Annotated in this window: 27 protein-coding genes; 3 read left to right on the top strand and 24 right to left on the bottom strand. The window is 50.2% G+C overall.

Features of this window, described 5'->3' with window-relative positions; all coding sequences use genetic code 11:
• Nucleotides 1-51: 51 nt before the first annotated feature.
• Together ACZ47E_RS22375 and ACZ47E_RS22370 are read right to left on the bottom strand one after the other, a co-directional pair.
• Nucleotides 52-351 (bottom strand): hypothetical protein, encoded by a 300-nt coding sequence (locus tag ACZ47E_RS22375; protein WP_004445697.1) that lies wholly within the window; start codon nucleotides 349-351, stop codon nucleotides 52-54.
• Nucleotides 352-792: 441 nt separating this feature from the next.
• Nucleotides 793-1,389 carry a DUF2971 domain-containing protein gene (locus tag ACZ47E_RS22370; RefSeq protein ID WP_464017193.1) on the bottom strand — a complete coding sequence of 199 codons (597 nt, stop codon included), beginning with the start codon at nucleotides 1,387-1,389 and terminating at the stop codon, nucleotides 793-795.
• A 426-nt stretch (nucleotides 1,390-1,815) separates the two neighbouring features.
• Here ACZ47E_RS22370 and ACZ47E_RS22365 point away from each other — a divergent pair, with 426 nt between their 5' ends.
• Both ACZ47E_RS22365 and ACZ47E_RS22360 read left to right on the top strand, forming a co-directional pair.
• On the top strand, nucleotides 1,816-2,184 hold the full coding sequence (locus ACZ47E_RS22365; protein ID WP_464017175.1) for a hypothetical protein: 369 nt from the start codon (nucleotides 1,816-1,818) through the stop codon (nucleotides 2,182-2,184).
• A 41-nt stretch (nucleotides 2,185-2,225) separates the two neighbouring features.
• Nucleotides 2,226-2,690 carry a lysozyme gene (locus ACZ47E_RS22360; protein WP_464017174.1) on the top strand — a complete coding sequence of 155 codons (465 nt, stop codon included), beginning with the start codon at nucleotides 2,226-2,228 and terminating at the stop codon, nucleotides 2,688-2,690.
• Here ACZ47E_RS22360 and ACZ47E_RS22355 read toward each other — a convergent pair.
• The 19 genes from ACZ47E_RS22355 to ACZ47E_RS22265 all read right to left on the bottom strand — a co-directional run bounded on the left by ACZ47E_RS22355 (nucleotide 2,687) and on the right by ACZ47E_RS22265 (nucleotide 20,497).
• The gene (locus ACZ47E_RS22355) at nucleotides 2,687-3,136 is read right to left on the bottom strand and encodes a hypothetical protein (RefSeq protein ID WP_464017173.1); all 450 of its coding nucleotides are present in this window, start codon (nucleotides 3,134-3,136) and stop codon (nucleotides 2,687-2,689) included. The two genes, ACZ47E_RS22360 and ACZ47E_RS22355, sit on opposite strands and share 4 nt — an antisense overlap.
• A gap of 80 nt (nucleotides 3,137-3,216) precedes the next feature.
• The gene (locus tag ACZ47E_RS22350) at nucleotides 3,217-3,555 is read right to left on the bottom strand and encodes a hypothetical protein (RefSeq protein WP_464017172.1); all 339 of its coding nucleotides are present in this window, start codon (nucleotides 3,553-3,555) and stop codon (nucleotides 3,217-3,219) included.
• 19 nt (nucleotides 3,556-3,574) lie between these two features.
• On the bottom strand, nucleotides 3,575-4,879 hold the full coding sequence (locus tag ACZ47E_RS22345) for a hypothetical protein (protein ID WP_464017171.1): 1,305 nt from the start codon (nucleotides 4,877-4,879) through the stop codon (nucleotides 3,575-3,577).
• 39 nt (nucleotides 4,880-4,918) lie between these two features.
• Entirely contained in the window at nucleotides 4,919-7,042 is a 2,124-nt protein-coding gene (locus ACZ47E_RS22340) for a hypothetical protein (RefSeq protein ID WP_464017170.1), read from the bottom strand.
• Nucleotides 7,043-7,045: 3 nt separating this feature from the next.
• A complete protein-coding gene (locus ACZ47E_RS22335) occupies nucleotides 7,046-7,900 on the bottom strand; it encodes a hypothetical protein (RefSeq protein WP_464017169.1) in 855 nt (284 codons plus the stop codon).
• Nucleotides 7,900-9,246 (bottom strand): hypothetical protein, encoded by a 1,347-nt coding sequence (locus tag ACZ47E_RS22330; protein WP_464017168.1) that lies wholly within the window; start codon nucleotides 9,244-9,246, stop codon nucleotides 7,900-7,902. Before ACZ47E_RS22330 ends, ACZ47E_RS22335 begins: the two co-directional genes overlap by 1 nt.
• 2 nt (nucleotides 9,247-9,248) lie before the next feature.
• The gene (locus ACZ47E_RS22325; RefSeq protein ID WP_464017167.1) at nucleotides 9,249-10,643 is read right to left on the bottom strand and encodes a hypothetical protein; all 1,395 of its coding nucleotides are present in this window, start codon (nucleotides 10,641-10,643) and stop codon (nucleotides 9,249-9,251) included.
• Nucleotides 10,644-10,646: 3 nt separating this feature from the next.
• Nucleotides 10,647-11,036 (bottom strand): hypothetical protein, encoded by a 390-nt coding sequence (locus tag ACZ47E_RS22320; protein WP_464017166.1) that lies wholly within the window; start codon nucleotides 11,034-11,036, stop codon nucleotides 10,647-10,649.
• 301 nt (nucleotides 11,037-11,337) lie between these two features.
• Nucleotides 11,338-12,849: a hypothetical protein gene (locus ACZ47E_RS22315; RefSeq protein WP_464017165.1), complete on the bottom strand. Its 1,512-nt coding sequence runs from the start codon at nucleotides 12,847-12,849 to the stop codon at nucleotides 11,338-11,340.
• Nucleotides 12,843-13,403 (bottom strand): phage adaptor protein, encoded by a 561-nt coding sequence (locus ACZ47E_RS22310; protein WP_464017164.1) that lies wholly within the window; start codon nucleotides 13,401-13,403, stop codon nucleotides 12,843-12,845. Before ACZ47E_RS22310 ends, ACZ47E_RS22315 begins: the two co-directional genes overlap by 7 nt.
• Before the next feature lies 1 nt (nucleotide 13,404).
• Nucleotides 13,405-13,740: a hypothetical protein gene (locus ACZ47E_RS22305; protein WP_464017163.1), complete on the bottom strand. Its 336-nt coding sequence runs from the start codon at nucleotides 13,738-13,740 to the stop codon at nucleotides 13,405-13,407.
• Between the two features lie 115 nt (nucleotides 13,741-13,855).
• Nucleotides 13,856-14,782, bottom strand: coding sequence for a DUF5309 domain-containing protein (locus ACZ47E_RS22300; RefSeq protein ID WP_464017162.1), 927 nt, complete (start codon nucleotides 14,780-14,782; stop codon nucleotides 13,856-13,858).
• A gap of 18 nt (nucleotides 14,783-14,800) precedes the next feature.
• Nucleotides 14,801-15,718: a hypothetical protein gene (locus ACZ47E_RS22295; protein WP_464017161.1), complete on the bottom strand. Its 918-nt coding sequence runs from the start codon at nucleotides 15,716-15,718 to the stop codon at nucleotides 14,801-14,803.
• A gap of 38 nt (nucleotides 15,719-15,756) precedes the next feature.
• Nucleotides 15,757-16,002: a hypothetical protein gene (locus tag ACZ47E_RS22290; protein ID WP_464017160.1), complete on the bottom strand. Its 246-nt coding sequence runs from the start codon at nucleotides 16,000-16,002 to the stop codon at nucleotides 15,757-15,759.
• The gene (locus ACZ47E_RS22285) at nucleotides 15,989-18,031 is read right to left on the bottom strand and encodes a portal protein (protein WP_464017159.1); all 2,043 of its coding nucleotides are present in this window, start codon (nucleotides 18,029-18,031) and stop codon (nucleotides 15,989-15,991) included. Before ACZ47E_RS22285 ends, ACZ47E_RS22290 begins: the two co-directional genes overlap by 14 nt.
• Nucleotides 18,032-18,064: 33 nt before the next feature.
• Nucleotides 18,065-19,486 (bottom strand): hypothetical protein, encoded by a 1,422-nt coding sequence (locus ACZ47E_RS22280; RefSeq protein ID WP_464017158.1) that lies wholly within the window; start codon nucleotides 19,484-19,486, stop codon nucleotides 18,065-18,067.
• Nucleotides 19,487-19,510: 24 nt separating this feature from the next.
• Nucleotides 19,511-19,894: a hypothetical protein gene (locus ACZ47E_RS22275; protein WP_464017157.1), complete on the bottom strand. Its 384-nt coding sequence runs from the start codon at nucleotides 19,892-19,894 to the stop codon at nucleotides 19,511-19,513.
• Nucleotides 19,887-20,273 carry a hypothetical protein gene (locus ACZ47E_RS22270; protein WP_464017156.1) on the bottom strand — a complete coding sequence of 129 codons (387 nt, stop codon included), beginning with the start codon at nucleotides 20,271-20,273 and terminating at the stop codon, nucleotides 19,887-19,889. Before ACZ47E_RS22270 ends, ACZ47E_RS22275 begins: the two co-directional genes overlap by 8 nt.
• Nucleotides 20,270-20,497, bottom strand: a complete 228-nt coding sequence (locus ACZ47E_RS22265) for a hypothetical protein (protein ID WP_464017155.1) — start codon at nucleotides 20,495-20,497, stop codon at nucleotides 20,270-20,272. Before ACZ47E_RS22265 ends, ACZ47E_RS22270 begins: the two co-directional genes overlap by 4 nt.
• Nucleotides 20,498-20,559: 62 nt before the next feature.
• On the opposite strand from ACZ47E_RS22265, the gene ACZ47E_RS22260 reads away from it, so the two are divergent.
• On the top strand, nucleotides 20,560-20,907 hold the full coding sequence (locus ACZ47E_RS22260; protein WP_464017154.1) for a hypothetical protein: 348 nt from the start codon (nucleotides 20,560-20,562) through the stop codon (nucleotides 20,905-20,907).
• On the opposite strand, the gene ACZ47E_RS22255 is transcribed toward ACZ47E_RS22260, so the two are convergent.
• From ACZ47E_RS22255 to ACZ47E_RS22245, 3 genes are all read right to left on the bottom strand, one after another.
• Complete coding sequence (locus ACZ47E_RS22255; protein WP_464017153.1) at nucleotides 20,908-21,270, bottom strand: hypothetical protein; 363 nt, start codon at nucleotides 21,268-21,270, stop codon at nucleotides 20,908-20,910.
• A gap of 39 nt (nucleotides 21,271-21,309) precedes the next feature.
• Complete coding sequence (locus tag ACZ47E_RS22250) at nucleotides 21,310-21,852, bottom strand: hypothetical protein (RefSeq protein WP_464017152.1); 543 nt, start codon at nucleotides 21,850-21,852, stop codon at nucleotides 21,310-21,312.
• Between the two features lie 223 nt (nucleotides 21,853-22,075).
• Nucleotides 22,076-23,503 (bottom strand): hypothetical protein, encoded by a 1,428-nt coding sequence (locus ACZ47E_RS22245; RefSeq protein ID WP_464017151.1) that lies wholly within the window; start codon nucleotides 23,501-23,503, stop codon nucleotides 22,076-22,078.
• Between the last annotated feature and the right edge of the window lie 85 nt (nucleotides 23,504-23,588).

Raw genomic sequence — 23,588 nt, 5'->3', positions numbered from 1 at the left:
TCGACCAAGTGCGGCAAGCCGGTCAACCGCGGGGAGATGACCGGTCCAATCCTATTGAGCCACATCGAACGAATGGCGGTCGATCCGCTCCTGAAGCGAAGCCACAACCGCTTGCAGAAACTCCCGGCGTCTTTGATTGGTCGTTGCCGCCAACGTCACCTGCAACCGGCTGCTGATCCTGTTCAGGAAGCCAACATGGTTGAAGCTGTCGGCGGCTATATTCACCTCCACCTCGTCCATGTAATGTGCCAGATGCGGTTCCAGCGCGAGATTTGCATCCGTCTGGTAGCAGGCAGCCATCTGTTCTCCAAGTGTGGACATCTGCACATATGGACCATATTCGTCGATCATCAAATCTCCCTCGTCTCGCGCGACCCACTTCGACAGGCGCCTCGTCGTCACTGATAGGAAATAGGAAGCGATTGCTGGCTTTCAACGTTCCCCTACGAAGCTTTGAACTTTCTGTGTTCTAGGAGGAAACGCTATTATGTCGGTCGATCTGATATTTGCCAATTGCAGGCGGCAGGCTGGCAAAGAATACGCACCACTTCTCGCGCCCGGACCAGCTGTCTGCTGGTCGCTGTCCGATTATGTCATTGATTTTAAATAATTTTCAGGAAATGGTGTCCACGAGAAACGCCAATCCTGTTTTGAGATTTCGAATTACTCAATAAAATCAATTATTTCATTTGGGCTGTCAATAGCGGTAATGTAGCAGTCCGTCATTTTTCCTGTAGCATTTGCAACTGCTCTGGCAGGCTTCGTGATCGCTTAGCGGGGCGATGGGATGTGCTAAATTACTCCACGATAAGAAGCGCTCGAACGGGAAACGTCTGTGGTCGTGAAACCGTGTTTGTTCAAGAATGCCTTCGCCACGTCCAAGGGTGTTGGATTTCTTGGTCCTAGGACAATGCGATCTATCGACATTGAGGGCACAGTGCTTGAGAACTGGATCGCGTAGTGTGGCACCAGCTTTCTGCCAGAGGTATGAAACTCGCACTTTGGGTAGTTCTGCGTAACTGACCACGTCAGCCGCGTTTCGTTCTCTTCTCGAAACGCTGGATTTTTCATTCGGTAGGATAAATCCACGAGTGACAGCATGAATGCGCCGACTACAGCGGCGGGGCTGGATAGCACCGCACGAAACTGATCTTGTGCACCTTGCCAACCGGTTGAAGTGGCTGCCGGTATTTTGGAAATCACATCCCGTATTGCGTCCTTTACAGGAAAAAAACGAGTGCGGAAAATCTCAAGCTGTTCGGCTTCGCTGTACACTACCTGTTGTAGTTTTAAACTATTAGAATCCGCACAACTAGCTAGCGAATGGTCATTGAAACCTATCGCGAGACCAAAACCATCGTCTGCATAACCTCGCCATTGACTGAGCATATCATCATCAGGCGTTAGACAGAGACCTAGGACATCCCAAAAATCGAGCGAAGCTTTAAAAAGCTCTGATAGTCGCTGGATTTCCGAGCTAGTGTAGCCGTATTCGAGACAGACGTTTCGCAACAAACTGTCCGTCCAACGCCCTTCTTGGGCGTCATTCGATGACGAAAGTGACGACAGCCATATGCTTTTAGTGCGTATGATGCTCTCAAAAGTCGAAAGACTACAGTAATGATACAATGTCAAAGGCTTACCCAAAAAGCTCGTGACTCAGTTGGATGCGATTAGAGCAGGAAATACCGTGTTTTCCTATGCCCAAGTTAGGTTCCCACAACCATCTCGAAGCTTTGTCGATAATCCGTTCCAAAAATCCAGAAATCCGTAATTTTCTAAATACTCCTGAATTCAAAAACAGGAGATTTACTAATGGATTTAAACAATTACTTTGATGGACTTAACAGCAAGAAGCACGGTTTCAGCAAGTCTGAAGATTTCGAGAAATACTCCCTCTATCGTTGCTACATCAATATCCTTGCTCGTTGCCGCAATGAAAACCACCCGCGCTATGCCGATTATGGCGGAAGAGGCATTCTCTGTCATTTTGAGAGTTTTGAAGCGTTCGCCCGCGAAGTTGGTCTTCGTCCGTCTTCTGGTCACTCCATCGACCGTATCGACAACGAGCGCGGATACGAACCCGGAAATGTTCGTTGGGCAACTGACGCGGAACAGTCTCGCAATCGCCGTCCTTACAAGAAGCGGACAAAGCCAACTGTGAGAAAGCCTACCCTTCACTAAGCGGGAAAAATCGGGAGCGTTCCTGTTCGTCTACATAATGGATGAACAATAAAACATCCCCAAAAGCTCTTCAGATCATCAAGGCGTCTGAAGGCTGCAAACTTAAAGCCTATCTCTGCCCCGCGAACATTCCGACCATCGGATACGGACATACCAAGACAGTCACTTTGGCTGATGTGAAGCGCGGCAAGACAATCACCCAAAACGAAGCTGAGAGGCTGCTTGCCCTTGATCTGGCTGAATTCGAAAAAGGCGTGGCAAGGCGGGTCAAAGTCTCATTGACCGAAAACCAGTTCGGCGCGCTCGTATCATTCGCCTTCAATGTCGGGCTTGGCGCGCTATCAAGCTCAACCCTTCTCAAGAAGATAAACGGCAAAGCGCCGATTACCGAGATCGGGAAGTCATGGCTTCAATGGGATAAGGCAAGGGTGAAAGGGGTTCTCACACCCTTGCGCGGTTTGACTATACGTCGGCAGGCTGAATTTGACCTGTTCAAATCAGGCTAAATCTTACCGTTCTTTTTGATCACTTCAGCAGCGTTGAATGCGCCCCTGGCTCCAGCTTCGTTTGCATGGAACATGATGACTGTCACACCGATCTGTGCTGTAGGCGCGTACATCGGCGTGCTGAAGGAGTTTGCACTGTACGTACCGTAAGCGGTATTGCCATAGACGTTCGCAGAAGCGTTGCCATACGTGTTCGTATTCATTCCGACGAAGCGAGAACCCTGCGCAGTGGCGACCTGATCAAGCCTGAAATGGGTGTATCCGCGTTTTACAGTGGCTTCAGCCGCCTTTTTCATGGTGATGGCACCGGCAGCACTCGTGAAAATCAAACCACTTGCATTTGTGTCCAATCGCACCGCGTTAGGTGCAAGCGGCATTTCACTCGTGGTCGCACAGCTTGAGAGCATCGCGCAAAGCACGAAGCAAGCAACAACAATCTTCTTCATAATTCCCCCAAGAAATAGACAGTGCCATTAGTATTCTTTTTGGGGCTGAAGGCAATTGAATCACGTAATCGACCACAACTTTAATTGGCGGTCGCTGTATCCATAGCTGGTTCGATAAAAGTGCCGTCGCTGCAAATCCAACCCGGTTTAGGGGCGGTATCGTTTTCTTCCAATTCGAAAAGAGTGAAATCGGTTGGGAGCGTCAGATACGTGGCATCAACCTCTGCCCCTACAACTCTGTTATTGGCGACGACGACTTTTATTGTTCCCGAAGTATCGACGCCCTGAACAATGTTCCATCTGGCTCGTGACCACACATACCAATCGTCATCATCTCTTTTCCAAAACATTGCATTGAAAGGTGCATATGGTGGTAGCTCTGCTGGCTTGTAGCTGATCCAATTTCCGTGATTTATCATTTAAATATCCTCTTAAAAATTATCCGACATTGTACCAGTTGCCCCAAATGTCGGTTTGCTGGATGGTGCGGTAAAATAGTGCGACCAGTGATCGATTATCGCCGGGTCCATTATTTGTGGTCACGCCGCAAACAACATTTGGAGCGAGGTTAGTGTCGAAAATACCGCCTGTACTTCTGACATCCGCCCAACCAATACCGCCGTATCTAATTCGGTTTGAACGGCTCATAATGTTAGAAATCCACTCATTGAAGTACGGTAGAAACACGTTGCCATCCGATCCGACACGACCGCCGCCGGGAAGCCATAAAGTTCCGTCCGGTGCAAAATCCCATCCATTTGCATTCGCTCCGATAAATGAGTTGCCGTTAGTACGCTGACCGAACGTTGCAAGACCTTCTGTTCGATTAGCCGCGCCGAAAGACATCATTGCCTGACCGTTCACGGTGTTTCTAATCGCAAGCATTGGTGCGGCTGACGTGCCAGCGTTAGCGATAATGCTCAAACCACCCGCCAAAGAGCCACCGGACGTGTTTAATTTACCCGCAAGACCGGTATCGACATAAGCAGTCGTCGCAAGCCGATTGGAATTATTTCCTTGCGTCTGTGTTGGTGCAGTTGGCGTACCCGTGAAAGACGGAGAAGCCAGATTTGCTTTCAGATTAAGAGCGGTTTGAGTGTTGGTCTGAGCGCTATCCAAAGCGGTCTGAACTGCCGTGGAAATTGGAAGGGTAGCAGGCGTATAAGTCGCCAGTGTGGTTGCATTGCCGTTGATATTGATTGGAAACGTATCGCCAAAATCCGTGCTGTCTGCCTGCATGAGAAGCCGATTGCCGGAACTCATACCAAGAGAAATCTTTGCGCTTCCCTGATTGGCACCACCGCCCTGTTGAATCGGCATGAATGCGAGACTGACCAACTCGAACGCCGTGCCATTATAGACAACTTCGACCATGCGCCCCGAGACGATTGCCCCGGCGATCAAAGGCGAACCATCCGTTTGGGAAACGATTGCCTTGGTTCCAAGCTGGTTGATGTTCAAAGTCGCTGCGCCAGTGTTCGTCGCATGCGCCCAAAAGCGATAGACAATGCCTTTCGAATATCCGGCTGGTGCCGCTTCATATGTGAGAACATAGGCATTGCCCGTTCCCGAAGAGGTGTAAACGGGATTTGCTTGATCATAAAAACGCTTCAGCGATCCACGAATTGTGCGGATTATTGGTGCCACTTGGGAAGGGCTATATCCGCCTTGTACGCCATTCGGGGAAGGCTGAGTGTTGTCGGCATCAAGCTCTTTCCAATCGAAAGAAATTAAGTCTGTCATGAGCTTTTCGCCCTCTTGTTATTATTGATTTTATTTAGATTATTGGTCGTCTTCGTAGCCGAGATCGCGGAAGTAATCGGCAATGGCGGCTGCAACCGCCTGATCAGAAGTACGCTTGCGGATTTCCACGAGCTTCTTCATGTGCCCTTGCATTCCGCCTTTTTGCATCTCTGCCTTGGGGATATCGGCAAGCCACGCGACTGTTTCCGGGTTCTTGAAAAGCGCCACGCGACTGTTGGTGAAAAGCTTGTTCGCTCCAGCTTTTGCGGCACCTTTCGCCGCTCCAATGGCAAGTGCGGACATCGGCTCAACACCCGCCGCCATACCGAGTGCGGAAGTCAGCACGTTGTTCTTGTCCAACGGATTGATGTTGTCGAGCATCTGCTTGTGCGTCTGGCTATTCGAATGGTTCGCACCGCGAGCATATTGCTTCATATTGTTCGAGATGCGGGCAAGCCTGTCCAAGTCCTGTCGATATTGCTGGTTCTTCGTGCCCTTAAAGATGGCATCTTTCGCTTCGGGAGACATCTTGGACCACTTGTTCAGGAACATGGTGGAATTGAATTGCTCCACCCCTTCAACATCCGTGAACTTGCCAAGCTGTTCGATGCTGCTGGAAACAACATCAGCCCATGCGTCTTTGCCGCCTTCGGATTTTTCAACAGTTCTACGAATTTGCGCGATACGATTCCCACCGCGATTGGTCGTCTCGGTCGCGAATTGCCAAATCTTGTCGGTATCGGGAGCTTGGATGATTTTATCGGCAACACTGCCTTTGCCGAACCCTTTCACCGGGTCCATGTGCCGCCTGTACTGATTGTTGGCTTTCCTCCACGCCTGCGCCGCATCCTCACCAGAAGCGAGAGCGGTCTTTTCCATGTCGGCAGTCAATGCGCCGTACAAGCCGTTTAGATGGTTTGAGAGAACCTTATCGTCAGTGTCTTTCGCCCGTTGACCAATAATCGTTCGCGCTTTCTGAAGCTGATCGAAGGTCATGCCGTTCTGAGCGTCTTCAAGAATAGCGGTCGCATCATCAATCACGCTGTCCGTCTGCGAACCGATTGCACGCTTGTCGAAACTGCCCATGGCATCGCGATCCGACTTGAGCTTTTGCAAGAAGGAGGACGTATTGTCGATGACGGCAGGAGAAGTCACTTTCTCGCCAACACGGTCATAGAGTTGATTGGATCGTTGGAAGCCAGCCTGTTTTGCAAGCTTTGCCTGCTCTTTGAGAAGTTCGCCAAGTTCCGCCTGAGTTCTGGCAGTTCCTGTTCCCGAAACAATCCGGTCAAATTCGCCGTCCATCGCCTGATGAGCATCGTCAATGCGCTTCTGAATTTCATCACCGTTTCGAAGCGAAGAAAGAGCATGCTCGAATTTCGATGTGCGCGGATTACCGTTCACCATGCCGGGAAGTGGATTATCAGCGCCGATAGCGTTCAGGTCTGCCAATCTTGCCTGAGCCTTGGCAACATCATCGACTCCACCGACCAGCATCTTTTTATAGGCATTTTTACCGGCTTTCCATCCGGCACCAACCGCACGACCGGCACCTTCGCCAGCCGCACCCATCGCAAACGTCTTGCCCATATCGATAGCTTGTTCAGAACCGGTTCGCGTGTCTTCGTTGCCGAACAGCCAATTCAAACCGCGCTGAACGCCCTCACGACCAGCGACAGAACCGCCGCCAGCACCAGTTACTGCGCCACTAAAGGCACCAACGCCTGTTCCAAGCACAGGAACGGCAGAACCAACAGCACCGCCGCCGATACCACCAAGAACACCACCAACAGCGCCGCCAACCGTTTCACCGATTTCAGGAGTGATAGATGCAAAGTCGCCAAGAGACGGAAACCAGCTTTCCGTATTGTAAAGCCGCGTCCTGCCTTTCTCATCTGTGAAAATGAAGTTGTCGTCGCCATAGGGTTTTGCGTCGGGATATGTCTTTTGAATAACCTTCAGTCGGTCTTCGGGCTTATCGAGTGCACCAACCGCCATGCGGACATTCCAAGGTGCATCGCCTGCGTTGTCAGAGATATCGCGAGGATCGGGACCGGCATTTCCGAAAACGTTCGTGCCGCTATCTTTCTCGATGATCTTGCGCTTCCAATCGGGAATGGCACCGCCATCACGTTCAATAATTTTCTTCTTCCAATCGTCCATATCTTAAAGCGTGAAGCCTCCAAGCCCGGAGAGACCGCCCCGGCGTTTGCGTTGTTCTGGCAATGAAGAAAGAATGGCGATTTCGACGGGACTTCCGCCACCGATCCTACCGCCTTGTGCCCTTGCTGTTGCCTGTATTTGGCTATTTAGCGCGGTATCCTGTTCTGCGAGGGTCTTGGCGAAATCACCGATCTGGCTGAAACCCTTCGTCACTTTATCGGTGTCCATGCCAAGAATTTTGTCACCGATCTGAACGTCAGAACCAGTCAGATTATTGTATGCATCGATCAGAACACCATTACGGCTTTTCGGCTCTTCCGCCTTTTGAGCAAGAGCAAGTGTTTCCGCGCCGGGAACTTCCTTTGGCGCTGATGCAGGATCGGCGGCAGCAATAACTTCCGAGACGATATCGGGCTTGGCTTGGGATGGAGCGCCATTATAGGCAGCTTTTAGCCATTCCGGCGCGTTGTCACCTTTGCCGCCAGCCCCCCAAACACCCGGCGAACCCATACCAATATGCATCGAACCTTGCTGCATATAGCCGGGACCAGCACCGAAACCGGTAATGCCATTTGCTTTGCCTTCGCTGACAATCTGCTGAAAGATCGGGCGATCCTGATCGTTCGCCCAATCCAGCCTTTTTCCGTCTTTGTAAAAGAAAACATCAGCCGCGCCGCCGTGATCGTGCCGGGTTGAACCAACACGATTACCACCTTCCTCGATTCCTGGCTGTCCACCTGAAAAAACTTCGGCAGTGACGCCCATGTTTTCCAGATAGCCAAGCCGTTTCAAAAGCTCTTCGGAAAGCTCACGATTGCGAGTAGCGCCCTGATTGGCATAGCGGATGTAATTGACCATCAGCGCTTCCTCCGAACCATCTCAGCCGGGTCGTCACTGAAGCGGTAGGCTGCACCAGTCGGAACAGCATCATATGCAGCTTCGGAATCAACGACGACCGTTTCAACAGCCGAACGCTTTTCAGGAACAGCAATGCCACCTTTGAGAAATGCGCGCTGCTTCTCGTTTTCGGGCGTATCAGGATAAATGGCATCAACACGAGAACTGTAACTGGCGATCTTGTCTTTCGCGACCTTTTCCTGAATTTCGAGCAGGCGAAGGATGGAGCCTTCATCAAGGCTGATATTGCCGCCTGCCGCCTTTTCTGCGAACGCACGGTCGCTATCGGAGATATTGGCGGAACCGACAATATCCTTGATCATCGCACCGACCATGGGAGCAACAGCCGACTGGAAGGTCTCCGTGTTCTGGATTTCCTTGGTGTCAGCCACGCCGAGCAAAGCGCCGACCTTCTGGAGATATAGCCGCTTATCAGCCATGGCACCGGTAATGGCTCCTGATCTGATCGCGTTCTGCGCTTCGAAGTTCGATTTCAGACCAGCGACGGCGGAAGTCGCGCCTTTCCGTTCGTCAATGAACTCTTCGAAAATCTTCCCGTCTTTAGGAGCCGTATTGACGTTGATATTGGTGTCGTTCTTTTTTGTGAATTCGTATTTGCGGAAATCGGGGTTTTCGACGCCGAACTGATAATCTTTCTGATCAGAGGTAATCTCGGCATTCTGCCCAACAGCCGAACCAAGGCTTTCCGCCTTTTTCGTATCGAACACGCTCTTTCCATAGCCATCTGCAAGCCGATAGGAACCGTCTTCTCCAAGGACCATTCCATTGTCTGCGGCATGCTGCTGCAACTTTTGGATTTGCCCCTGCGTCTCCCGTGCACCAGCGTCATCGCCATTGGCAAGTTGCATTTGGTGAAGCGCAAAAAGGGCTTCAATGGAATAGCCGTTCTCGGAAGGCGAACCATATTTTTCAATGAAGGTAGAAGCGCGATTCTGCGCGTCCTGTACATTCTGAAGCTTCACTTGATTTGCCCGGTTGGTAATTCCTTTCGTCTGACGATCAGCAATGCCGTCCATGTTGGCATTGTATGCACCCACGCCATTGCCGAGACCTTGCCCAACAATCTGGAGAAGGTTCGTAGGCTTCTCAGAAGGACCGCCAGCAGCCATCATTGCAGCACCGCCAAGCAAAAGGCTTTGGGCGAGCGACTGACGCTTATCGGCATCTTCCGGCAGGAACTGAGAAAGGAAGTTCTCTTTCTTCGCCTGTTCAGGAGTGAGAACGGCTTTCAGGTCGTCTTCACCATTGGGTTTCTTTTTGAAAAGGAAATCAAATACGCCAGCCATAATTACGCTGCCTCCATAAGTTTCGTCACATCGATATGGAGCTTTCCGTCAATTTCGATTGCAGCGTCTGTTTTGCGATCAACCTCTTCTGCGACAGGTCCATACCAACGCTGCTGATCGGGGTCGTTTTTGTACGTGAATTCGTAAATCGCGATGCGTTCGCCATTCGTCAGCGGCATAAATCCGACATGCTTGTGCAGGATTTTCTCAGACGCTTGGCAAAGTGCGAACAAGCCAGCGAGCGACGACAAGCCGCCAAGAATTTGACCGCCAGTATTCGAATAGACCGGCGTCTGTGACGACTGGCTATTGTAGCCGCCACCATTGAGCAGGTTGATGAAGTTCGCAGCATTCATAATCGGCTGCTGTTGCTGTTGATCCCAAGAACCAATTTCAGCCGCCTTGAGAGCATCCAGACGAGAATCCTGACTTGCCCCGACATTCGCCAGTTGCTGCGATGGGAGGTACTGGTTCTGATAGGTCTGACCAGCCATGTTTGCAGCATTGAGCTTTTGCGAAGCCAGACTGGAATCCGCTGCAACAGAAGCGTTCGCTGCATTCAGCTTCTGATCGTTCAAGCCGAGCATGTTCGAAATCGAGTTCTGATAGTTGTTGCTCAGCGCGTTCATGCCGGAAAGCTGATAGGAACGATCATTCGCTTGCTGGTTCTGGTTATTGGCGATGTCCTGATTATAGAGCGAGCCATAGGCATTCGCTGCATTCATCTGGTTCGAGACATCCTGATTGTACTGGTTGCCGTACATGTCAGTCGCAACCTTCGCCATTTCATTGGCGGCGGTAGTTTCCGCATTATTCCGTTGAGTAGCGTAAGCGCCGGAACCCATACGACCAATCGCAGCCGCCTGACTGTCAATTCCGGGATTGGTGATGTTCTTCAGCTTGTTGGCAATCTGGTCTTGCTGGTTCGAAACCATCTGAGAAAGATACGGATTGTTGCCGATATTCGCTCCGGAAGCAGTCTTTTGAAGATACTGCATCGCCGGGTTGTTCGAAGTCTGACCGCTTGCAAATTGTCCATTGGCAATATTGGAAGCAATCATATTGGTCGGATTTGGTGCAAAATCACTCGTATTCTGGAGCTGAGAATAAGTGTTCTGCGCTTGCTGATTTCCAGCGCTATTCATCACCGAATTGACGGCGTTCGTTGCGTTCGTCAGCGTGGACGTATTGCCGTTTCTGGCAATGTTTTCCGCCTGACTTAAAGCGTCTTTCGTTGCCTGAGATTGATCAGCAATGAGCGAGCCTTGATACGCTTGGGGAGCGCCAGATTTATAGAGATTGTCGAGAGTCGCATACTGATCAAGCAGATACTGTTTTGACCCGCTCCATGGCTCCGTGGAAGTCGTTGTGGTTGTTGTCTTGGGAGTTGACGCCATTGATTAAAGCCTCTTTATGAATTCTTCTTCTTGTTTTTCGAAGCCGTATTTCAGGATTATTTTATGCCATTCAGGGCGGGGAGTCCCGACCAGTTTTGTAAATCCTTGATCTTTCAGGAACCGACAAAGAATGACTTGGCAGTGCATGATTTCCTTCAAGGATTTGTTCTTTTCACCACCCAAAAGCAGAACGTTTGCGATCCATTCCCCTTCATATTTGCAGAGTTCAAGGACACAAGCGGAGTGATCAGCCGTGACAAGATGCCATTCGGATTTGCGCAGATTTTCAAGCATTTCGTCTTCATCGAAAACCGCTGGAGTTCTTTCAAAAGCAGACAGAAGCCAACTTCTAACCCGCGCATATTCTTCTTCGCTGAAACCCATCTGCATCATACGTTGAACACCACGTAATCGAATGTTCTGGCAGTCGTCGCAGAAGCATGAGTTATGACGAAGGAGCCGCCATTTATTGCGGAAATGAACGTCGAACTTAGAGCATTTGCCGCTGCAACCGTTCTTGCCTGAAGAACGATCTTGCTTTGGCTGTTTACCTTGGGATTCGTAACCGTTGTCGAAGTGGTTGAATTCGCCAAAGTCACAGAGCCGGTATTATCAAACTGACTGGCAATTTGATTTACAACGCTTGTGATCTGTCTTGTATTCGTATGATCGTAGACTCTTTCCATTACGCTATTTAGCGTTTTCCCGCCGTCTGCCCGTCGATCTGAAAAGCAAATGCAGTCTTCCAATCACCAGAAATTCTGACGCGGAAACGCTGGAAACGTGACTTTTCACGGAAATAAGCAAAGCCGGTTTCTGAGCTTGTATCTTTCAAATCTGACCACTGGATTGGATCGGAAAGGAGCCTACGAGTACAGACCTGAATCCGAGCCGTTCCATTGCCTTCAAACAATGGTCTTGCTCTGGAAATGGATGCGATATCCGCACCTGTTTGATTGGGCAGAACTTTCGAAAGCTGATATTCCGGCGTCTCAATCGATAGTTCGAGCGTCTGACCGGAGAATGAATAAACAGCGCCTTCATTGCTCATCGCCCAAAGCATGGACTTGCCACCTGACCAGATGGGATCATCAAAAGAGGCAGGAACATTGTCCAGCGCTCCATACGTATCCAACTGGTCAATCGTCCATGGCAGCGAAATTGAATTGAAGATCATATCCGCTGTTGCATCAGCCGTTGACCATTCGCCCGTCTGATAATTGAAGATCAGCATCATATCAGGATGCCCGTTCGGGGAATTGACCGAACAGAAAGACCAGTAAATCAGGGTTTCGCGGGGATCGGCAGCTACCGACATAAGGTGCAGTTTGTCGGGATCGGCGTTTTGCAGGAACCACTTGTCAATTTTGCCGGAACCAATTGGGGTGAGACCGCCACCGCTAAGAAGGTAAAAGCCATCTTCGGAAAGGAAGAAATGTCGCCCTTCAACGGAAATCACGGATTCCGCCACTGAACAGCCTTTTCCAACTACGCGATCTGTGAAGCTGAAAACGTAGGGTGCTCCGATATACTGCATCTGAACGATACCACGCTGGAGCAGTATCCAGCACTGATCATCCGTGACGATACCCATGATGGAGCCGTAGCCGTGGACATCCTGAAAATCGGATTGCGTGGAAGGATTGAAGGTCCAATCCGAAGGAGCCTCTATGCCGCTCCAGCGGACGCGATAGGGCACAGCGCCGTCAAGGGCGTCATATGTGTTCCCAAGGATCGTGAAGCCCTTGTGAGTGGCGATATGTCTGCCTTTTACCAGCGTCGTCAGATTGGCGAACTGGATATCCTGATTCATATCGATGAATTGGGGTTCATCACTGAAGTTGGTGAAGAGTTGCAGGCTTCCGAATTCGACCGATTTCCAGCGTTCTTTGCCGGTTGTCAGATAGCCACCTGATCGGGAAATGTTCGTCCATTGGCGGGTTGAAGGAGAGAGCTTGTAGAGCGCAGTTGCACCGCCGCCATAGACCTTCGCATCACCAGATGCATTCTGACCAATAGCTGTCCCAAGCGGACGAGAAGCCATTGCCGTCTCAGAATACAGCGATGCAGCTTTCATCGGGAAGAACGTGACACCACCGGCAAACGAACCGCGCCCGGGTGTTCCGTTGTGGGCACGAACAACACCCGGATTGTTGAGCGCGGGAAGATCGGGGGTCCAAGACGTGAAGGGCTGGTCGATTACCATGTTGGACCGCCAAGCGTGATAGAGCCAGTCATGCGTCCGCGCCTGTCATCTTCCGCCAGAACACTAAGAGCTTCGTTCAAAGCAGCCTGCTCAGATGCAATACCTTCGGCGTCCTTTTCCCAACGGTAGAATTCCCTGAGAACGGCTGAAATGTAGACGTTCTGGAAATTATCGAAGAGCCAATTGGAACTGGTCTCGGTCAACGGCGTGAAGGCTGAATAGTAGGTAAGCTTGACCGTATCTTCGGCTTGACCGGCGAAGATCATCTTTTCGGAGACGCGATAATAGCCAACCTCGTCACAAGTCAGCGTGGCACTGTTGATGGAAACAGGTTTGTATCGCTTCGCAATGCCGGTAATGGCGCGAATTTCGATGAAGTCGGCGGGCAGATCGGCAATGTCGTCGGTGATGGAAAGGACAATGGTCTTTTCGGATCGGTAATGGCGAACAATCGGGCGAAGATGGCTTTCAGCACGAAGAATGAAACTGTTGATCGGGGCGTCGTCGCGGATGGTGTAGCTTTTGATCAGGTCAAGGAAGGCTTGATAGGTCATATCAGAGCCTCCAATTGTTCACGCGAAACTTTGCATAATCAGCGTCATTGAGACGGCGCTTCATCGCTTCAGGATCGTCGGTAATGCCTTCGCGTTTCCAATCGAAATACAAGCCGATTGGAATGCCAGCGACTTTCACGACATCGGAATGTTTACCAGTCTGATTGAAATCGGCAGCTTCTTGCGCGTTTGCATCGAGCATTGCCTGAATGTTTTTGTAATCGGTTTTGACAATGATTTTGTCACCGTCTCGGATCAAAGTGACCGTGTAGTCGGGAGTGTCTTCCCATACGATTGAGCCGGATTGTATCAGATCACCAGCTTGAAAATTGTCCATCAATTATGCCTCTAAAATGTCTATTGACGTATTTAGCGGCGGCTTGAATTTGAGAGATTTTGCATAAAAAAGAGCCTCCGAAGAGGCTCTTAGTCGTTCCTTGAATTTATGATTATTAGCCGTTCAAGTCAGCGATCTTGGCATTGCCCTTTTCATTGAGGCATTCCAGCGTCGTTTCGGTGACGAGCATATAGCGTTCGCTATCGCCAGTCTTGCCGAGTTCCTTCTTTTCGACGCCACGAAGGACAGCCGAATTCCAAAGAGCCGGATCGTAAGCAATGACGGTCGAAGTGGACATGAAACGATGCGGAAGGATCGTGACCGTGCCGAAATCCGAAACGTAAAGGTCTACAGCCTGATTGACGGTCTTCTTATCTGCGTTCTGCTGCTTGGTCGAACCACCGTTGAAGGTCGAAATCTTCGACTTCAGGATACCCGGCGCAATAACCGTGTTCGGATCACCACCAGCTTCCCAAATCTTCTGGAGAGCGGAAATGAACAGTGCTTCGGTGAGAGGACGAGCCGTGCCAGCCGTAGGAGCATTGACGACACCACCGGCAAAGCCGGTCGATGCGCCGTTCGCGCCGTGCAGAGCGTTGGTAGAGATGAAAGCTTCAGCGCCACCGAGCTTGCGAACACCGACTGCAACAGAGCCATTGCCAGAGACATAAGCAGCTTCTTGGTCTCGCTTCAGTTCTTTGCCTTTCTTGGCGATCTGGCGAGCAAGTTCATCCTTTGCGCCAGCCGTGTTGACAGCGTTCAGAGTAGAACTCAGGCGAATGTCCTTCTGGAAAATCTGCGTGACGTTCGAAATACGAACAGGACCATTCAGGGTCGTATCCGTGGCGTCCGCGCCTTCAGCAATGGCGTTGTCCTTATTGGCAGCGGCGAGTTCGTCCTGAAGCCATTCATGCTTGACAGCGGTTGCCTTGGTCTTGCCGATAGAGGAAATAAATGGAGTCTCTTCCGGCGAAATCATTGAAATGACGTTGCTCAAATCTTCGCGTACATGGGAGACATTGGTCGTGGTTAAAGTGGGCATTTTCTTACCTTCTTGTTCTTAGAGTAGATTTTTGATGAGGGCTGCGGCGTCCGCAACACTACGAGATTGGTTGAATTTTTCGAAAGATTGACGATCATAATCAGCAGCTGTCTTTCGCGAATTTTCCTTCGCGGAAATAACCGGCTTCTTCGCGATCTTTTCGACTACCTGCGGAATTGCCTTTTGTGCTTTTTCAGCCTGAACAACTCGGTACAGTAGGTCGATGATACGGAAGTCAGCGATGCTCTTGATTTCCTGCTCGTTAAAGCCAGTGTCCAAAAGCAATCCAGTGATGTCACTGAAAACTTCGTCAGCCTTGTTTTTGTCCTTCAGATCAGGGTACTTTTCGAAGAAGCGATTGCTCGTTTCCTGAATTGCGGACCTATGCTGTTCTTCCTCATATGCGGCTGCTTTCCGCTTCAAGGCAGTTTCAGCTTCATAAATTTGGCGAACGGCGTATTCACGCTTTTCCCATTGGGCTTTCTGTCGGACATATTCCGCCGGATCATTTTCTGCGAGCCAATCGAAATCGGGATATTCCATCTGCCGGAACTCGATTGAAACTTGCTGTTTCAGGGCTTCAATCCCTGCCAGTGCTTCAGATCGAAGGGAGTTAATGTCCCTTTGGTTTTCCTGATAGAACTTCCGTTGTTCGGCAATTTCCTGCGTCTTCTTCGTATAATCGGCTTGTCTCATATAAGAGGACCGAATTTCGCTAAGACTTACCTGATTGCCATCGATATCGAAATATTGCTCTTCCGGCGTCTCGTCAGTTTCAGGAGCTTCATCAGCTTCTTCGACTGCCGGTAATTCAACGTTCTCGTCTGGTTGCTCATCAAAAGAGTCCTCAGATACGTCGAGAGTTTGACTGATAAGATCAGCCGCTTCATTAATGTTTAATGCAGTTCCTTCCGGATTATTGCCTTCAATTTCCATCTATTTAGTAATTCCTAAAGTGTTTTTGGTTCGAATATTTAGTATTCTTCATCTTTCTGCGATTGCGTTTCGAACTTTGCGACTTCAATGTATTTATCGAGCCTTTGATTGATCAGCTTGAAGCCATGGCTGAGTTGGTGAACGCCATCTAATTCTTCCGCTTGCCCTAACTTTGTGTTCATGAACGCTTCGAAAATTTCGGCTTCAATGCACTTCATCAGATCGCGGAAATCTTCGTTTTCCTTCAAGCGAAGTGCCGCATTTGCTTTCTCAATATTGTTCATTCGGAACCTCAATCATTATCTGCGGAATGTCGCTTATCGGGGTGTCTGTCTGTGAATATTTCTTGTCCAGTTCCATCAGCTTTAGGAGGTAATTTTGCTCCTGCTGTTTGCTCTTCAATTCCATCTCTTCACGGAATTCGGCTTGCTGCTGCTGGAGTTGGGCAACCAGTTTCTGCATTTCGAAATTGCGATCAGCTTCATCAGATTGCGCCTTCAACTGAGCCTTGACCTTTTCCATCTCAATGAGACCGGCATTAGGATCGACTGGAGGCTGTGGTGGTGGCGGCGGCGGAAGTGTGGATGGATCGACAAAGAACAGGCTGCTATTCTTGAAACCTGCTGTCTCGGAAAGCTTGGCAAGGGTGTTGTAAATCGTCTGAGCGTTGACGATTGGAAGACCAGCCTGCATGGCGGACATCTGCTGTGCCAAGAGGTTGCTCAATGATGCAGTCGATTGGTCACGGCTCATCACACCAAAGGCAACAGAGGTCGTCACGTCCAGTTCAGGCGTAAATTCGTCAATCGGCACAAAGTTGTTCGTCAGTCTGGCGATGAACTCCTGCGCCTCTTCTGGTTTCTGAAGAAGCTGGTCGATCACGATACGGATGAGGTAGGCATAGCCAGTGTCGGCAAAATAGCGGCTGATCATTTCGACCAAGAGCTGGCTGGAGTTGTTGCGCTGGTTCACGGCGGTTGCGGTGGCATTCTGAAGGTCGCTGGCATTCAGGGACACCATCTGAGGACCGACACCAGTCGTGAAATCGAGACTGTTCGACAGATTGGCAATGACCGGCATTGCATCGCCCCCAGCGAAAGGCGGAATAGAATAGCTGATGCCTGCCTGTGGATCGTTTGAGCGAACGATGGAGCCGGGGTGAACGTTCAGAAGGTCGTCCAGATTGACGGCATCCGGGTTCACGATCTTCGTCGGATTTACGTGGCTGTGCAGATCGTCAATGATAGCGCGGTTCAGCCGAGTGATCAGGATATGATCATCGCCAATCTTGTCAGCGATACCCATGCTGAAAAGGGTGTCTGCTTGCGGGAATGGAACGAACGGAGCATATGGATAGAAACGCGTGGTCTCTTCGTAATCGAGCAGGACAGGCTTTTCTGTACCACCGGCAAGGGTGAAGCGATAGTGCCGCGCCTTCTTGTCGATCTTCATTTTGCAGTAGACGACAAAGACTTCGACATCATCGCCTGAAACGCCCTGATCGCCACCAAGGTCTTTCGAGCGTTCCAAGGCAATGCCATCATTCTTGCTCGATGCCAGCGCGATTTGCGACACCTTCTCGGCGTCATAACCCATTTCAAGCAGGGTCGCCTTCGAAACGACCTTACGATGTCCCTGAAGTTTGGCAGCAATACCGCCCGTTTCAGGATCGATTTTTGCGTCTCGGGAAATGATGAAATCTTCGGGAGCGACACTCAGGACGTTGAAAACGGGATTACGGCGAACGGCTCTGATCTTCAGGTCTCGGACCGACATACCAACTTCGTTCAGGTACGGCTTTGAAGCTTCCTCAATTACGATTTGACCGGCTTCCTCTTGCTGATCGAATGCCAAAAGCTGTGCATCTGGAATGCCCTTGAATGTGCGGGGAAGACCTTCAATGGTCTCGGTCGTGAATTCGGCGGTGATGATGCCCAAACCACAAATAAAACCGTTCTGGAGCCATGGCTGAAGAAACGAAAGATGGCTGTTCTTCGTCTTCAAAATCCAATTCACAACGGATGTTTGCTGACGAGCAATCGCTTCGTCTTCTGGTCCAAATGGCAGGAATTCGCAGACATTTTCCGGGCTATCGAAGATGCGGATCATGCTGGCAACGGACCAGTCAACGCGCTGCTGAACTTCAGGCGAAACCCATTTCGAGCGACCTTTGATTTTGTCGTCGCCGGGAAGATATGCGCGCTTATAGTATTTCAGCGCCGTTTCGTGCTTCGTCGCGACATTCGAATTGCTGAAATTTACAGCGTCTTTCAGTTTTACCGCGATGTTGGTTTGAATAGCCTGTTCGTCCATTAATCCTTTCTCTTTGTTTCAGGCTATTTAGCTTCACTGATAGCTTTGGAGGTTCGTGTACTCGATTGGCTTTGACCAAGAGTATTTGCTTTGGAATCGAGAAGGATTGACACTAAAAGTGATAGCCAAGGCGTCGGCATAGTCGGGCGAACGACCGAGCCGCTTTTTCAGTGCCTTCTTCTCTTCAAGTTTGATCTTGCCCGACCCGTCATCGTAAGTCGGTGTGACAAGCTCTTCGATAAGCCGCTGATGATTGGGAATGGAAACATTCTCTGTCTGAAACCATTCGCGCATCTCGAACCAAATCTGGTCACGGACGCGATGATAGCGGTCCGGATTACGTGTCGGCGTTCCAGCAAAAATGCAGGAATGTACAGGAAGCCCGAAGTCTTTCAGGTTGCTGTAGACGCCGTGACCAAGACCGGTCGCATCAACGGCAATGATGGCTGGTCGAAGGTTTTTCGGGGTGGACTGATAAAGGTCTCTGACCTTGTACGCCAACTGTGTCGGATCAAGTCCGCGCCATTCCTCAAAGCCCAACAGCAAATTGTCATGGCGCATCGCCAGAACGGAACTGTCCTTACCAGCGCCAGCCGGATCAAGACCCCATATGACAGGCGCGTTCGGTGCAGGAACGACTTCCGTGTTGAGAACGGCTGTTTCAATCCATTCCCGACTGATCAGCCCGTCAATATCGGAAAGTGGAAACTCGCCAAGGACCATGACGCGATATTCGCGGCTGAGTGGACCGCCATAGTTCCGTGCAAGCTGTTCGAATGTTTTGGGATCGAAATGCGGGCTATCCTTCATCTGCCCGTGGACTTGCGTCCATTCATCTCGGATGTCTGGATCGCAGTGAGTGCGCCAGAAGAAGCCGCTTGCCTTCGAAGGGTTCGAGACCAGACAGAGCTTTGCGTTGGGATCGGTAAGGATGTTTAGCAACGCGCCAGTGAAAACGGCGTCGTCAATGCCGGATGCCTCATCTACGATGACGAAGTTGTTGTGGGCATGGATACCGCGAGCATTGTCGGGCTTGTCGCCGCTTGCCAGACGATATTCGGCAAAACAGGAACTCGGATTGACCGTGCGGCTGATGCGCGTTGCCTGAACGTCAAAGCTCTCTTTGAAGATCGGAGACATCTTCCCATGGAGTACCTGGAGTTCTTTCCAGATACCGCCGCGTAGCTGTGGTTCCGATGGTCCGAAGATCGAAACCTGAACCTGATCGTGGGTGATCAATGCCCACCACGTCACAATGGCTTCTGCATGCGTCTTGCCGAATCCGACACCGCCGCGAAAGGTAATGGTGCGCTTAGTGCGGAAAGCTTCGCAGAATTCGATTTGTTTCGGGGTAAGGGTAGAGCAAAAAACCTGAAGCGCGAAAACGGCAATGTCTTCGCGGTAAACGTCTATAAGTGCTGCTAATTCGTGTAAATTGTCGTCTTTATTCGCCATCCGATATTTAGCGGAATGGCAAATTCAATCAGACTTTCGGTTGAGGAAACGAAGCAGGAATTCCCGCAAATCCTCTTTCATCTTGCCGGGATTTTTCGCGTAATCCTTGGCAATGAGCAGCAAGGCTTCAGCGAAATACATGCCGAGAAGACCAACGCCGAAGGCGACGGAATTTAGTGTTTGTGGATCGGCAATCGAGAACAGAGAAGCAATCAGGGGAGTGACATAGGCGGCAATGATGCTGCCGATGAATCCACCGAACAGGTTCTGCCAGAGCGTACCGGTTTTCGCCACGAAGGATCGCACGACCGAACCGAAGAAGCCTGCAACGATGTGACTGGTCTGGAAGCCATTGCTCGCCAAAAACAGTGAGATGGCAGCGACTGCCGCAACTATCCAATCAATCATCGTCGTCGGTGTCTTCTTCCGGCGTGATGTCGATCATCTTTTCCTTGGCACCCGGCAGCTTCAGCGAATTGATTTGCGCGAGCATGCCGGCAATCGAATGGGAGTGGTTCACATTGACGTTCGTATCTGCCTTTGCCTTGGGAATGATTGCGCCCAACAACCATTCAGCACACTTGAAGCGAACGCCGTCGCTGGTGTTCGGATTATTCATCAATGCGATCATGTTTTCTAGCGCTTCAGGCGTGGCGTCCATGATGCTGTTTTTAAGCTCTTCGGGAAACTTTTTGCGTCCACTGCCTTTTGGTGGCGGGTTGCCTTTTTGAAAACCTATCTTCTTCAACCGCTCCTTGTTTTCCTCCGACTTGCTCCATTCACTCATACGGCTCTGCCTCCAAATGTTTTGAGAAAGGCAAGCGCGTCATCTTCATAGGTGAAATCGACCGTGAAGAATCCTTCATCGACGGCTAACTTAAAGTCTTCTGAAATGAGTTCACGGATTTTAGAACCGAACTTGGAATCGATCCATTCGGCATAAATGTTGTCTTCCTTTGCCTGTTTAATTGCCGCGTCATATCCGCGTGGAAGATGAAAAATAACTTGCATGCTTTGCTTTTCTCTGAGATCCGTTTTTCAGATATTTAGCGAAACAACGATTGGAGAGTTAAATGACAACCTTCTTGGAGTATTCGAAAAGCTATGAGGTCAAGGAAAACGAAGCCGTAAACGCTTTTTTGGCGGCACTTATTCGTCAGAAGAAGGCTTTCGAAACCGGCGAAACAAGCCGTCGCAGTTGGGTAAAAGAAGAAAATGGCAGCTTCTACATTAAGCTCGGAAAGCTCGCAAAAACATACCGTGTGGGAAGCAAACCTGATGTCAGCGACTTCCTTCACCGGGCGGCAGTAGGCGCACAGACAGAGGCGGACTTCAGAGCTTCGATTGAAGAAGCCTACGGCTCGTCGGATGTAGCTTCAGAAACCAAACCCAAGCGCGGTCGTAAGCCGAAGAACGCCTGATCAATTCGGCTGAGTTGCCGCCTTCAAACGTTCGATGGACAGGGCGAATTCTTCGTTCGCCCGTTCTTCGCTCAATGCATCCAATAGGTCGATTGCCGACCATTCCCTTGCAAAGCTGTCTTCAATCACGCGGTTTCTTTTATTCAGGGCAACGATGGAGTTGGACAGCGTTTCCGCATCCAGCTTCATTTGTTCAATGGTCTTTTCATTCAGGGAAACTGTAAGGCTGAGCGTCGAATTTTCAGCGGTCAACGATGCGATCTGGCTAGAGGCGATCTTGTAATAGATGCCGAAAGCCGCGATCAGAGCAAGAAACAGGGTGATTGCGCCGATGGTGGCATAGGATTTCAGTTGAGCGAACATGCCGGTATTTAGCAAGCACGGCGTCACACGCTAAATCGATCAAGCACCTTTGGTCTGAGCGTCGTCTTTGCGCGCTAGCGCTTTTGGCAGTTGCCGGTTCACGATATCGTCAAATTGGTCCATCAGTTTGATAGCGTTGCCCGCATCGGGATCATCCCCCATAAATGAGCAAATTCGGATAGCAAGCGCGTGTGGTGTGGCATCACCATTTTCATTGCCATCAAGCGCTATGGTCGCATCATGAAGCTTTTTGAGATGGACTTTGATTTGCTTCGGGGTGTCATTGTGAGCAATTGCATTGCGAAGGTGATTAAACCGAACAAGCGCATGAGCAAGTTTGTCACCGCTATCGTCTGTACCGCGCCATGAAGCTCTGACAACCGCAATCTTATGAGTGTAGCCCAATCGACCGTCAGCAAGCTTTTCCGCGTGAGGAAGCGAACGAGCAAGGAATTCGTCCATCTCCAGTTCAAGCGCAGCGTGATAGGTCAGGACATCCACCGTGAGCTGATCGGGTTGCTTCTGACCGGACGCTGTGACGCGAAGAATGCCTTCGAGACTGTCATAACCCACCTTACCCATCGCATGCCCCTCTGGTTTTGGACGGAAACTTCACGTTGATACAGTTCGTATTGCAACCTCTCGATTATGGTTTGTCAACGTGGCGTACGGGATGAAAACTATGGTGTTCAGGCATCATCCGAAAAGCTGTGACGATTCAAAATTTCTGGATACCCTGATCTTTGTAAGCAGGAAGTGCAGAGGGGGGTGTGGGGTGCGAGTCACCCCCTCACGTTCCACCGGATTATAGATGTGCGACCTGTTCAGCGGCAGCGGCTTTCTTCGCACGGCTTCTTTGTGTCCGTTCCCTTTGGTCCTGCTTTCGCTCTTCCGGCGTCATGTCTTTATGCTTAGTACGAGTGCGAATGATTGGGTTCAATGCTTTAACCTCCATTCTTGTAGAGGGCTTGGTAACGCCGAACAGGTTGCGCAAATAATTGGCGGTTCGCAGATCAAGCACGATGAACACAAGCTCTTCCGGCTTGCTTCCATGGTCTCTTACCGAGCTACGGGTAAGCATCTGGAAGACCATCTCACAACTTTGCGCGATATGAAGTTCTTCCTTCGATATGCCAGTCACCGCGTTCCAGATACGTTCATCCAATTTCGAAGGATTGAGCGGTGCAAGATGCAGACAGACATGACGATCCATGAAGGCATTCAACCCGACTGGATTGGGTGGCACCATCTCTGAATTGTTGAGGGGCCATGTGAAAATGGATTTGGCTGAGAGCGTCACGAGATGATCAACGGCACCATATTCGGCAAGAAACACACTAGCCGTCGCATCCGCGAACTTCTGATACCCAACCTTCTCCAAGCCCGACATCGAAACGTCTTGGTCCAGTAAATGACGAAAGGTGATGTTTGCTGCCTTGTGGCTGAAGTCGTCGTAGCGTTCACCCTTGATCGATGGATGAGGCACGAAATTCACGCGGTCTTTCCATGCATGATATAGCTTCGTTTGGAAGAAGTTGGCACCAGCGAGTGACACGGTCTTATTGTGGCGCAATGCAGACGGTTGGAGCCATGCATAGATGTTCAATATGCCGTCTTCTTCGTCATTGTTCTCTTCGATGTTGGCGACGAAGTTCTGATATTCAGCCTTTGAGACGAGAACCAAATAATCGTCGCTGCTGATCCTCTTTGCAATTTCGCGCAGATGCGGCAAAGCCTGAAAGGATGAATCGTGAGACATGCCGTTCTCAACGATGTCTTCGACGGCTTCGGTAAGAACAAGCTCGATGAAGCCTTCATACTGGCTTGCTCTGGATTTTTTGATGATGGAGACGACAAATTCGCGAGCGGTCTTCACTTTCTCTTTCAGGACAAATTTCTCAACTGGCGAGAAGAACTCATCAATGAATAGGTGATGATCAGCGGTCGCTTCAAGTGCGAGCTTTGCCACGTTGTGGTTGATAATGGCAATGCTGTCTCGCTTTTCCTCACAGTGCTTTACAAGCGATTGAGTGCAGTTTCCATGTCCGGTTTCTTGCGAAATTACTTTGGATTTAACGCCGATTGCAGCAAGATCATGGTGCTGCTCGAAGGACAAAAGGTTTGTCGGTGTGGCGATAATGGCTGGCTCGTTCAGCGTCTTGAGATATCGATGTAGACTGTGAGTTTTTCCGGCACCGGGCAGAGCATCGACATAGTAAATTATGGGTTTCATTTTCCTTTCCCGAGTTGTTTGTTTCGACAATAAAAAGGGACTTAGCACCCGGTCCAAGCGCGCTAAATCCCTTCAAAATCATTCA

Source organism: Agrobacterium sp. 5Ca39, from assembly GCF_055382365.1.
The sequence above is the reverse complement of the archived record's forward strand: the minus strand, read 5'-3'. Positions and strand labels throughout refer to the sequence as shown.